The sequence below is a fragment of the Paraglaciecola sp. genome, from assembly GCF_039964565.1.
Taxonomy (GTDB): Bacteria; Pseudomonadota; Gammaproteobacteria; order Enterobacterales; family Alteromonadaceae; genus Paraglaciecola.
The window spans coordinates 170,767-183,382 of record NZ_JBDVXF010000005.1; the positions used below are offsets into that span (position 1 = coordinate 170,767).

9 protein-coding genes are annotated in these 12,616 nt (G+C 40.8%); 4 read left to right on the forward strand and 5 right to left on the reverse strand.

Annotated elements, in window-relative coordinates; genetic code table 11:
- Positions 1–14: 14 nt before the first annotated feature.
- Positions 15–2,780, reverse strand: a complete 2,766-nt coding sequence (locus ABJK37_RS02115) for a TonB-dependent receptor (RefSeq protein ID WP_348349622.1) — start codon at positions 2,778–2,780, stop codon at positions 15–17.
- A 534-nt stretch (positions 2,781–3,314) separates the two neighbouring features.
- On the opposite strand from ABJK37_RS02115, the gene ABJK37_RS02120 reads away from it, so the two are divergent.
- From ABJK37_RS02120 to ABJK37_RS02130, 3 genes are all read left to right on the forward strand, one after another.
- Positions 3,315–5,474, forward strand: coding sequence for an alpha-galactosidase (locus ABJK37_RS02120; RefSeq protein ID WP_348349624.1), 2,160 nt, complete (start codon positions 3,315–3,317; stop codon positions 5,472–5,474).
- A gap of 192 nt (positions 5,475–5,666) precedes the next feature.
- Positions 5,667–6,845 (forward strand): dipeptidase, encoded by a 1,179-nt coding sequence (locus ABJK37_RS02125; protein ID WP_348349950.1) that lies wholly within the window; start codon positions 5,667–5,669, stop codon positions 6,843–6,845.
- A 204-nt stretch (positions 6,846–7,049) separates the two neighbouring features.
- Positions 7,050–7,967, forward strand: coding sequence for a diguanylate cyclase (locus ABJK37_RS02130; RefSeq protein ID WP_348349626.1), 918 nt, complete (start codon positions 7,050–7,052; stop codon positions 7,965–7,967).
- 11 nt (positions 7,968–7,978) lie between these two features.
- Here the strand turns inward: ABJK37_RS02130 and ABJK37_RS02135 are convergent, their stop codons facing one another.
- The 4 genes from ABJK37_RS02135 to ABJK37_RS02150 all read right to left on the reverse strand — a co-directional run bounded on the left by ABJK37_RS02135 (position 7,979) and on the right by ABJK37_RS02150 (position 11,555).
- The gene (locus ABJK37_RS02135; protein WP_348349628.1) at positions 7,979–8,902 is read right to left on the reverse strand and encodes a diguanylate cyclase; all 924 of its coding nucleotides are present in this window, start codon (positions 8,900–8,902) and stop codon (positions 7,979–7,981) included.
- A gap of 236 nt (positions 8,903–9,138) precedes the next feature.
- On the reverse strand, positions 9,139–10,011 hold the full coding sequence (gene yghU / locus ABJK37_RS02140) for a glutathione-dependent disulfide-bond oxidoreductase (RefSeq protein ID WP_348349630.1): 873 nt from the start codon (positions 10,009–10,011) through the stop codon (positions 9,139–9,141).
- A gap of 181 nt (positions 10,012–10,192) precedes the next feature.
- Positions 10,193–10,438 carry an EF-hand domain-containing protein gene (locus tag ABJK37_RS02145; protein WP_348349632.1) on the reverse strand — a complete coding sequence of 82 codons (246 nt, stop codon included), beginning with the start codon at positions 10,436–10,438 and terminating at the stop codon, positions 10,193–10,195.
- A gap of 97 nt (positions 10,439–10,535) precedes the next feature.
- A complete protein-coding gene (locus ABJK37_RS02150) occupies positions 10,536–11,555 on the reverse strand; it encodes a rhodanese-related sulfurtransferase (RefSeq protein ID WP_348349634.1) in 1,020 nt (339 codons plus the stop codon).
- Between the two features lie 542 nt (positions 11,556–12,097).
- On the opposite strand from ABJK37_RS02150, the gene ABJK37_RS02155 reads away from it, so the two are divergent.
- The gene (locus ABJK37_RS02155; protein ID WP_348349636.1) at positions 12,098–12,526 is read left to right on the forward strand and encodes a hypothetical protein; all 429 of its coding nucleotides are present in this window, start codon (positions 12,098–12,100) and stop codon (positions 12,524–12,526) included.
- Positions 12,527–12,616: the final 90 nt, after the last annotated feature.

A 12,616-nucleotide genomic window follows, 5' to 3' on the forward strand; every position in this document is an offset into this window, starting at 1 on the left:
GAGCTACTACCTTACTAGAATGAACCTCTCACACCAACTGCATATCGAGCACCAGAGCGAACTTGCTCAGTGAAGTGACTCGAGATACGGCCGCTTTTTGACGTATATTCGTCAGTAATATTGATACCTTCAAATATCACAGTGAAATTTTCATTTATGTCATAACTAGCACTGACATCCCATTGTCCATAAGTATCGACATACTCTGGTTCACCAGTATCACCGTTACGTAAAGTTTGTAGGAACGACTCACGGTTGTTGAAAGCGATTCGCGCTTGGAACGCGTCTTTTTCATAAAAAGCCACTATGTTCTGAGAATCACCTAAGCCTTCTAACTGAAAGTCATCTTCGCTCGTGCTGTCAACAATAGTTGCGTTAGCTTGGAAACCAAAACCATTTTCCCAAGTTTGAGTCCATGCCATTTCCAGGCCTTGTACAGTTGCTTCTGCGCCATTTCTAGGTCGTGTAACCTGAAATTCATAACTGCCACTGGCCAAGTTAAAGGTTTCTGCTGCCGGTGTTGAACTGATAAAACCTTCGGCTTCTTTGCTAAACAAACCTATAGACACAGCACTAGCGTCGGCATAGTACCATTCATAAGATACATCCCAGTTAGTTGACAAAAATGGTGATAAATAAGGGTTACCACCACTTGCTAATAATAAGTCAGGGCGAGTTGTACCTATATTAGTAACCGGACGCATGTCTGCCATTGTAGGTCGAGTTAAGGTTTCTGAATAACCAAAACGCAATAACATGTCTTCTTCAATTTCAAACTTAACGTTTAAACTAGGTAATAAATTGGTATAAGTATTTTTTAGAGAAATAGGTACCGATACACGTTGTCCGTTAGCGTCAACTTGATACGTTTGATCAAGTATTGTTCCGTCTAGTGGATTTTGTGAAATATCCAATAACGTCGCTTGGTTACCTGAAGCAGTAGTGGTGGTTTCACTGTATCTAAAGCCAACGTTTACTGTCCATGGCATGTCACCGAGATCACCTTGGAATACAAAGTCTGCATAAGCGGCAAAGATTTCTTCATCAATTTCAAAACTTGTACCTAACTCAACTGGCGTGTAGCCTTCTAATGCTGCAAAGGCGGCAATATTAGCTGCAGCATCTTCACCACGATTTGCCGATTGCCCTGCGATGGCTTCGTCTGATTCCAAAAAGCTTAAATAGGCGTCAACATCATAGCCATAAAACGAGCTTGGGATCCCGTCAAACCAGCCATTGGGTGTCACTAAGTAAGCCAAATCATCCGGCACATCTAAACCGTAACCACAGTAGAAACAATTAGGTAAGCTTGGAGATTGGAAAACTTTAGCTGACTTTGTTCTATCTTGTGTGTACAAACCATATCTTAACTGAGTAAAGGTATCGCTATCTGGTGTATAGGTAAAATCAGCGCGCATTTCGGTGATCTCATCTTCACGTTCATCACCGCCACGTTCAACGTAGTGGGCGCGAAGTTTACTTGCATCTGACTCAGTAAAAGGCCCATCAATTCCATCAGATGAAAACGAAGGTAAATCACCGCCACCAGTAAAGTCATAGGTATAACCATTGGCATAACCCATTACTGTAAATACTCGGCTTTGGTCACCACTTAAGTCTTCTGCAGACGAAGTTGAAATATCGATATTCACATTTAATTGTTCAGATAGATCCCAATCAGCATTGAAACCAAATCCCTGAATTTTCACATTGCGGTCTAAACCTTGTTGCACAAAGTCAGTCGCGCCAGAGCCAGAGCCCATAGGGTCATCAAAGGCATTGTGCGACCAATAGGTGACTGTTTCAGTGGCTGCATCAACTTCAAAGTCACGGAAATTACCTGGAGTAAACCAGTTTGCATAGTTACTTACTTGAGATTCAACTTCAAACTTTGAGTACAAACCATCAAACGTAATAGTCAATTCATCTGTGGCGGCATATTGCACGACTAAGGTCCCACTAGTACGAGTCCTGTCTTCTTCATTCGAAGTTAAATCAAGGTTTCGCGGTACCCATACGTTAAAGGCTTCTTTACCTGCACCTGTAGCCGCATCAAAGTCGTTGGTTGCAATACGATCCACACGATAAAAACCGCGGGTGTCTGCTTGGTTGATTTGAGCGTCACGTTGTTGCACAGACAAAGATGCTAAAACGCCTAACCTGTTGTCCATAAAGGTGTTACTGACTAAACCAGAAAATGCAGGAGTGGTACTTTCTGAAAGGCTATCGTAAGTCGCTTTTGCACTACCTACGGCTTTAAAACCATCCAAATCAAAAGGTTTCGCTGTTTTTAGATTGATGTAAGAGCCAATCCCCCCCTCTTGATTCGACGCATTGGATGTTTTGTAAACGTCTGCTCCAGCAATCAATTCCGAGGCTAAGGTATCAAAGCTAAACTCTCGACCTGATCTTTCAGACGCCATTTGACGTCCATTAACTGTTACTAGGTTAAATTGCGGACCAAAACCACGCACAGAAATTAACTGCCCTTCACCACCGCTGCGGTCAATAGCCACACCTGTTATACGTTGCAAAGATTCAGCAACGTTTTGATCAGGGAATTTACCTAAATCTTCAGCTGCAATACCATCTGAAACAATCAAGGCTTCTTTTTTATCAGAGAAAGCACGCTTGAGACTACTGATTAAACCTCTGACCTCGATAACTTCAGTTTCGTCGTTTGCGGGTACTTCTTGCGCAACGGCCGAAGATATACTCATACTCGCTGTTGGTACTATCAAGGCGGCTTTTACCGCTGTCCATAGGTAATTCTTTTTCATGTAATGTGTCCTGTTATTGTGTAAATAGTTTTTATTTTGTAGGTGTAGGGTATTGTCGTTTCATCGACCTTATTATTTTTATCATTCTATTATTGGGTCAATTCACCACTGTTAGCACTGACTGATGCAGTTACAATTTGCTAACATTTCTACATTAGAAAAAGTTTTAGTTAACACTCAGGTTTATATTCCCCTCTAATTTCAGTGCTAAAACTTGTTTCAACAATCAAGATAAATGCTAAGTATGTCGCTGCAGCTATCCTAATTGCAGCACTAACTTACACTTATATAAGACAGAAGAGTATTTTTTTCAATGATATTTGCAATTCAATTCCATTTATATTTTATTAACAATCAGCCCGCAGACACCACAAAACCTTAACAAATTCGTTTTTTACTTATCTATTGCGTTATCTATTCACTTATCTACTACCGAGAAAGTGATTAGTTTTAATTGCAAAAAATATTGCTCTGAGGCATAACTGCAGCCAATTTTTGCTGTCGATTATGCAAACAACTTTCTGGGGTTAAGCCATGTCCAATTCTTCACACAACTATATATCTATGTCCGGACGAAACAGTAGTTTGGTCATCGATTGCAACAATGAGACGCCACAAATTATTTATTGGCGTGACCGTTTATCTAAACAAAGCACCGGGCAGATGATGGACTTGTTACGCCTGAGGCAAGAAGCGCCGGCCTCACCTATGCAAGAAATTGGTCTAGCCATCACTCCAACTACTGGGCAAGGGTATATAGGCCATCCAGGTCTAAGCTTACACGGCGAGACAGATCAGTGGTCAGTGGCCCCTGAAATATCAAAATTTGAAACCGTCGCACCCAACCACTATACAATCACCAATGTTGATACAAGCCGTCATGTAACAGCTATCCATACCCTCAAAATGGATGCCGAAACCGATGTCCTCGAAATTGCCACTAAGCTAATTAACAATAGTGAATCCGCGATTCACGTGGATTGGTGCGCAGCGGCGACCTTTCCCATTCCTAGTAACTGTCAGCATATAATAGGTTTTGAAGGGCATTGGGCTGGAGAGTTTCAAGAGCACCAGCTTGAACAACATTTTGGATCCTATGTCAGAGAAAATCGCCGCGGTAGAACCTCACATGATAGTTTTCCCGGGCTCATCATGCGCACCAAAAACACCAACCAATTGCAAGGTGAAGCTTATGGCTTCCACTTAGGTTGGAGTGGAAACCATAAAATTGTGGCTGAGAAAATGGGGGATGGCCGAGCTTACGTACAAATGGGCGAGTTACTTTTGCCGGGTGAAATCATTTTACAGAAAGGCCAAAGTTACCAATCGCCCACATTGTATGCCAGTTATAGTAATCAAGGATTATCTTCACTGTCTCAGCAATACCATCAATACGTGCGCAGCCATTTAATTCGCCAAACAGTCAAAAACAAACCTCGCCCAGTTCACTACAACACTTGGGAAGGCATTTATTTTGACCATAATCAAGACACCTTAAAAGACTTAGCGACACGAGCTGCTAGCATAGGCGCAGAACGTTTTGTATTAGATGACGGTTGGTTTATTGGTCGTAATGATGACACAGCAGGTCTAGGCGATTGGTACGTCGACCAACAATACTATCCCCATGGATTAGGCCCGCTAATTGAACATGTTAAAGCCGCAGGTCTAGAGTTTGGTCTTTGGTTTGAACCGGAAATGATTAATCCAAACAGCGATTTATTTCGAGCTCATCCAGAATGGGTGTTATCTACCCCTCCTAATCCACAACTCGGCTTTCGTAGTCAACTAGTATTAGACTTAAGTCGTACTCAGGTATTCGATTATTTATTCGAACGCATTGACAGTTTGCTAACTGAATATGACATTTCCTATATTAAATGGGACATGAATAGAGATATAAATCATCCCGGTGATGCTAATGGCAAGCCCGCTATTCACAATCAGACCCGTGCTTTTTATCGATTATTAGCCAAACTAAAATCTGCACACCCCAATGTAGAGATCGAAAGCTGTGCCTCTGGCGGCGGTCGTGCTGACTATGGCGTATTAGCTCATACCGACCGTATTTGGACATCTGATTCAAACGATGCGCTAGAACGATTAAAGATTCAAAAAGGGTTTTCCTACTTTTTCCCTGCGGAATTGATGGGTACACATGTGGGTCCAAGAGATTGCCATATAACCCATAGAACGGTCAACATGGCGATGCGCGCATCTGTCGTGTTGTTTGGTCACATGGGAATGGAAATGGACTTAAGGGAGTTAACCGAGGACGAAATTGTTGAACTCAAAGCCATGATCACTTTGTATAAAAAACATAGACAATTAGTGCATTCTGGAGATTTATTTCGCCTTGAACTACCGGAATATATGCATGGTTTAGGCATTGTATCTCAAGACAAATCCGAAGCGTTGTTTTCGTGTAGCCTAGTAGCTTGCAGTTCAGCTTCGTTACCAGAACAATTCTATTTTGCCGGGCTCGATAAACAGGCTCTATATAAATTGCAGATTATCTGGCCTACAAAATCAGGTGAGCACTGGCCCAAAGCCTCGGTTTTCAATTTTAAAACCAACCTTCCTGATATAGATGGCAAACAATTTTCTGGTGAATTATTAATGCAATTAGGCATGCAAATGCCGTTGCTCACACCGCAAAATAGTTTAATTTTTCATTTAACTAGAGTGAGTTAGCAGATTCATTATCGAAAGTGACAGAGCATCTAATTTATGAGGCTCTTTCACTTTAATTCAGCAACCTATACACTGCTTGCAGGGAATTCTCCTCAACAATCATTACAAACAAAACAACTAAATCTAATTCAATCAATACGACGGAAGACAGTTAATATAACGGAGACGACATTTGTGAAAAAAATACTTAAAATCTCGGCAACCTTTGCTTTGAGTGTAGTGTGTGCCAGTCATGTCGCTGCTATCACTGTCAGTGAAAAAGCGAACAAACTAGCCCAAGAAAATATTATTATTGATTCTCATATCGATGTGCCTTATCGCCTAGAAGAGAAGTGGGTGGATGTCACTAAAGCCACAGCAAGTGGTGATTTTGACTACCCTAGAGCCAAACAAGGTGGACTCAATGCGCCTTTTATGTCGATTTATATTCCAGCAAGCCTAGATAATTCTGCTAATTCAACTAAATTAGCTGACAAACTCATCGATTATGTAGAAGCCATAGTAGGCCGCGCTCCCAATAAGTTTGCCATTGCAACTAGCTCTGCAGATGTACAACAACAATTTGAAAAAGGGCTGATTTCATTGCCATTAGGAATGGAAAATGGCTCGCCTATTCAAGGTGACTTAGCCAATTTAAAACACTTTTACGATAGAGGTATTCGCTACATTACTTTGGCTCATTCTATGGCTAACCATATCTCCGATTCGTCATACGATTTGCGTCGCAAGTGGAAAGGCCTTAGCCCTTTTGGTAAAGAACTAGTCAAAGAAATGAACAATCTAGGTATCTTAGTAGATATATCTCACGTATCTGATGCGGCCTTTTATCAAGCCATAGAAATCAGTCAAACACCTGTTATTGCTTCTCACTCTTCACTGCGGGCTTTTACGCCTGGATTTGAGCGTAATATGGACGACGCCATGATCAAAGCTCTAGGTAAAAATGGGGGGGTGGTACAAATTAACTTTGGTTCTACTTTTGTTACTAAACGCGCCAATGCGTGGAGCAAAAATCGTAGAGCTGAGCAAAAAAAGGCCGCTGAAAAGTTGGGTAAAGACAGCGATGAATTTAAGGCATTCATCACCAAGTTTAACAAAGAAAATCCTCTGCCCTACGCCACATTAGACAGTGTACTAGACCATATCGACCATGTTGTTAAACTTATTGGCATTGATCACGTGGGTATCGGCTCAGATTACGACGGCGTCGGCGACTCACTGCCCACAGACCTAAAAGATGTCTCGACTTACCCTAATTTGATCCAAGGTTTATTAGATCGCGGATACAGTGACAACGACATAGTCAAGATACTAGCTGGAAACTTCATGCGTGTTTGGAAAGCCAACGAAGAATACGCTGCTAAACATTAATAAATTCATTAACTAGCCACAAACAATTTAGACTTGGTTGTGGCTGTTTTTCCTCTTCTGTAGTCTTCCAATTATTCAACTTAACTTGCAAATTAATTCGAGCTTTTACTACTAAAGTTGAATTGTGAGTATCAATTCTTACAACTATTATCCGGATAGTTTAGTTCACTTAATTGCTGTGAATTAGTTTGAAGGAGAATAAACATGGTAAAGCAGATAATTGACCATTCTGTAAAGGATATTTCCAGTGCTGTTATATTGCTGGTCGATGACGATCGCCTAAACACCGCTATTTTAAGTAAAGCATTTGAGCAATTCAAAAACGTTTTTTCCGCGCATTCAGGTGAAGAAGCCATTGAATTTTGCCAAAAAAACTTGCCTGATCTAATTTTATTAGACGTAATGATGCCAGGTTTAGATGGTTACACCACCTGTAAAATCCTGAGGAGTTTAGAGGGAATGGAAGATTGCCCAATTATATTTTCCACATCACTAAGCGGTATTGAAGACGAACTCAAGTGCTGGGAAGCAGGAGGGACAGATTTTGTGTCTAAGCCTGTTTCGCCCAAAACTCTATTAAAACGTGTAGAAGTACATATTCAACTTAAGCTAGAATCCAATAAATTAAAGCATTTAGCCATTTATGACAAACTAACTGGGTTACGTAACCGTCGTTTTTTTGATGATTATTACAAACAACAGCTTCACATATGCCAACGCAGCAATACTGATTTGTCATTAGTAATTGTAGATATAGATCACTTCGAAGATTTCATCGGAATTCACGGACAACCCGAAGGCGATTCATGTATTAAGTTGTTAGCCACGACAATTTGCGAACTGTTGCACTATCCAACAGATGCTGCAATTCGCTATGACGAACATAAACTAGTCGTTGTATTACCTAACACCAATTTAAGAGGCGCAAAGTTTATTGCTAACGAAATAATTAATAAATATGAAAAACACGCAATCCCGCATCCGCAATCAGCTAGGGGGATTGTAACTGTAAGTACAGGATTGGCATCATTTGCTACAACGGCAGATGAAGTAGACATTTTTAATTTGGCCGAGCAACGCTTGAAGTCGCTCTCGAATGAGAGCAATTGTATTTCTGCATAGACATTAATTGGCTAAGCGATCAAGAATTGATCGCGCCCCGCTCGCTTGGCTGCATATAGTAGTTTATCAGCCCGCTCGATAGCTTGGTCTGTTTGAAGTGTTCCCCGCTCAACTAAAGCCCCACCAATACTTACGGTAATTTTAGAAAAAGGCGAGCCTTCATGGACGATACTAAGCTCTCGAACCTTCACTAATAAACGTTGACCAAGATATTGGACGCCTTCAAAATCAGTCCTTGGCAACACCACGACAAATTCCTCTCCACCATACCGAGCAACACAATCAGTTGGCCTATCAAATGCTTGAGAGAGTGTTTCTGCCACTATTTTTAAACAGTCATCCCCCCTAAGGTGACCATAGGTATCATTGTATTGCTTAAAAAAATCGATATCGACCAACAGCAAACCTAGAGATTCTTGATGCCTAGCGGCGAGCTTTGACTGTTTTAAAATATATTCATCAAAGAAACGTCTGTTCTTAATATTGGTTAAACCATCGGTGTTAGCTAACCGCTTAAGTTCATCAGTGAGAATTTTTACCGATAAGTGTGAGTTAACCCTATGCCGTAACGTTTTAACGGAAAACGGTTTGCTAATAAAATCAACACAACCAGCGTCCCAACATTCATCCTCTGACTGAGGATCACTCGCTGCTGTAATAAACACCACAGGAATATCTTTTGTTAGCACGTTACGTTTCAAAATACCGCAGGCTTCTAGACCGCTTATTCCTGGCATATTGATGTCCATTAGCACTAAGTCAGGTGGCGTCACTAAACAATAATCCACAGCGCTCCTGCCATCTGACACATGATGGGTAATATAAATATCTGACAAAGCCTGAGTAGATATAATGGCACTAATAGGGTCGTCTTCCACAACCAGCACCGTTATTTTCCTTGAAGCAAATGTATGCTTAACGAGGGTATCTATCAAGATAATACACTCCTAAAAACTGAGTAGACTTAAGCGTCAAAGAGCAAAAGTACGACTTCCATTACCGCTAAGATAGTAAAACCACTAAAACTTAATATTAATTATCTCTAGTAATTCAGGGTAAGGTACTACAGCAATATACATTTACTTATTCGATTTGTTCTATAAATGTATATATACGGACGATCAACCCTAAAGGCTAACTTGAACCAAACTTTGATAATGAATTTGCCTTCCTATTCTGGCGTTTCGAGCTTATCTTGCGTTTTGTTCTCAAAATCACTGGCATCATTGCGCTGGCGAAGTTGCCCCGCGGGATCTCCCCAACTGCGGTTCACCATCTTACCGCGCTGAACCGCGTCCCTAGCATCAATTTTTTCAGCCCATCCTAGTAGGTTTTTATATGAGGCGACATCTAAAAACTCAGCAGCTTCATATAGCTTGCCTAATACCATCGCGCCATACCATGCCCATATTGCGATATCTGCAATGGTGTATTCGTCACCACAAATATAATCTTTATCAGCTAAGTGAATATTCAATACATCTAGTTGACGTTTTACTTCCATCGCATAACGATCAATCGGATATTGATACTTTTCTGGTGCATAAGCATAAAAATGACCAAACCCGCCACCTAACATCGGCGCACTACCCATTTGCCAAAATAACCACGACAGACACTCTGGCTTTTTAGCAGGGTCGCTAGGTAAAAACGCATTAAACTTTTCGGCCAAATACAATAAAATAGCACCGGACTCAAAGACTCGCGTAGCGGGGGTAGTGCTGTTATCCATTAAAGCGGGTATTTTCGAGTTAGGATTAATAGCCACAAAATCGCTGCCAAACTGTTCTCCTTCCATAATATTCACTATGTAAGCATCATATTCAGCCCCAGTAAAACCAGCCGCCAGTAATTCTTCTAACATTACCGTGACTTTTACACCGTTGGGGGTAGCTAACGAGTGTAGCTGAAGAGGGTGTTTACCAACTGGTAAGGTTTTATCATGGGTTGCACCTGCTACGGGCCGATTGATATTCGCAAACTTTCCGCCGCTTCCAGCGTCCCAAGTCCAGACTTTAGGAGGGACATACGTTGCATCTGACATATTAAGGTTTCCAAATTAAGTAAGTTCAAAAGAGATTAGTGAGGGGAAACGTCATTAATCTTTCAATTTATATGGGGCTATCTTACAAAAACTAAGCCCACAATATAATACTCAGTTTTAAAACAAAAAAGGGCTCCAAATACTTGAAACCCTCGAAATAAAACATGATCAAGCTTTTAGCTTAGTATTCCCACCAAGACTGTCGCCACCATTCCAAAAACTCATCAAAGTCTATAGAGCCATCATGATTTTTATCGATTAAACCAAACCCCTCTTCTACATGGCTTGCTTTAGTTTTGGGCGATAATACTGTCAATAATTCAATAAACTCACGTAAGCCTATTGTGCCGCTACCGTCCTCATCAAAGAAATCAAATTCTTTGCGAGCTTCAGCAATTTGTTCTGGAGTTAATACTTTATCAGACATAGTTTCTTCAACCTTTTATGTAATGACCTAAGTCTACCGTTTATAACAAGTAGGGTCTATGAGCTATTAGTATTAGAAGGTCTTTTCGGTTAATTTATCAACCGTTGCTTTTACCCATAGCAGTTCGTTGCGCGCGACGAGTTGCTGCTTTTTGCTGGCGTCGAAGTTTTATCGCTTTGCGCGCTTCTAAACCTAAGTGTTCCTCGTCACGCTCACGAGCTAAATTGACTTGTTTTTCACGCTCTCTGAAACGCGCAATCTGTTCTTCACTATGTTTACCATAACATTTAGGACAACTCACCCCCGCTTCAAATACAGGACTTTGTTTATCTTCTTCTGTAATTGGTAATCGACAGGCATAACACTGATCGTAATGACTCTTTTCTAAATCATGATTAACGGCCACACGGTTATCAAATACAAAACAATCGCCTTCCCATAGGGTATTGTCTTTAGGTACTTCTTCTAGATATTTAAGAATACCGCCTTCAAGGTGATACACCTCATCAAACCCTTGCTCTTTTAAATAAGCCGTAGATTTCTCGCAGCGAATCCCCCCGGTACAAAACATCGCTACTTTTTTGTTTTTGTCTGGGTCTAAATTATCTTTCACATATTGAGGAAACTCTCTAAACGACTCAGTGTTAGGGTTTACAGCATGTTTAAAGGTGCCGATTTCAATTTCATAATCGTTACGAGTATCAATTAATAATACGTCTGGATCGGATATTAAATCGTTCCAGTCAGCAGGCTTTACGTAAGTACCCACTGTCTTGCGAGGATCGATTCCTTCAACACCCATCGTCACTATTTCTTTTTTAAGCTTCACCTTAGTGCGATGAAAAGGCTGAGTTTCATCCAGAGATTCTTTAACCGAAATCGGATTAAGGCGTTCATCAGCATTAAGCCAATTAAGCAATGCATCAATAGTTTGGCGAGTACCCGATACAGTACCGTTAATGCCCTCTTCAGCAAGTAACAAAGTACCTTTGATATCGTTCGACTCCATAAACTGCAGTAAGGGTTGACGGAGTTCCTTGAAGTTTTCAAGAGAGACAAATTTGTATAACGCGCAGACCACGTATTTTGGAGATGTAGATTGTAAGAGTTCAGACATATTATTACCTTGCGAGTTGGGGCGTAATCCCAGAGCAAAAAATTGGGGGCGGATGGTAGCAGATCATCTTGTTTAGCGTCAACGCTGGAGGGGGCATTGCATGGGGTTGCGGGGTTATGACTTTGTCATTGAGGCTTTAAAGCATGCGCTGGCGCTTACTGCCATCCATGGCTTTTTTCACATAGAATCCCTTCTGTGCGATTTACTTTTTACCTACAGCCGCAAAAAGTAAACAAAAAGGGCCGCTCGAGGGAAATGATCTTCATCCACCTATTTATTAATTTTTGCAGGTCGTAATAATTCGTTCCATACGAGCTATTACTCAATCGCCTATCCATGGCGTTTGACCTACAAAAATGAACAAATAAGCGGCGAGCATTCAGTCGAGGGTAAATCAAGAGCATCGGCTTTGCCGACTAAAGACATGGAGAATTAAACCGAGTATCTTTTGCGTGAAAAATGGAATACGTTTATAACAGAAGTACGAGATGGCCAAATAAAAATATGGTCTCAGTTTTGTTATTGAGTAAATTGTTAATCGAATGAAAAAGGTACACATCGCAATACATCAACTGGAAAAAGCAATAGCTTTGTTCCTTGATGAACAAGATTATATTTGCACAATCACACTCGCTGGAGCTGCAGAGGAAATTCTCGGCAAACACGCTAAATATAAAGGTAAGATACCCGCAAATGATTATTTCCCTAAAGGTCTGAGAGAAAAATATGGTCTTGACTTAAGTGATAAAGAAATTAGAGATGGTCATCTAAACTATGCACGTAATTCAATTAAACACTTTAGAAAGCTCGAAGAACCTGAAGTAAATGTCAATTGGGAAGGGCAAGCAGTAGTAATGCTAATCCGCGCATGTATTAACTATATTTTAGCATTTGAGTCTTCCTCAAAGCCTATAAGTAAACTTTTCATCTGGTTACAAACCAATGACAAACGGCTTAGAAGTTTCGTTTAGCAAGTTTGGCTAGCAAAATTTGCGGACAATCATGTTAACTTGTAATGATTGACCAAGACATAATATCGTCAGACGAAATATTAGCTAATC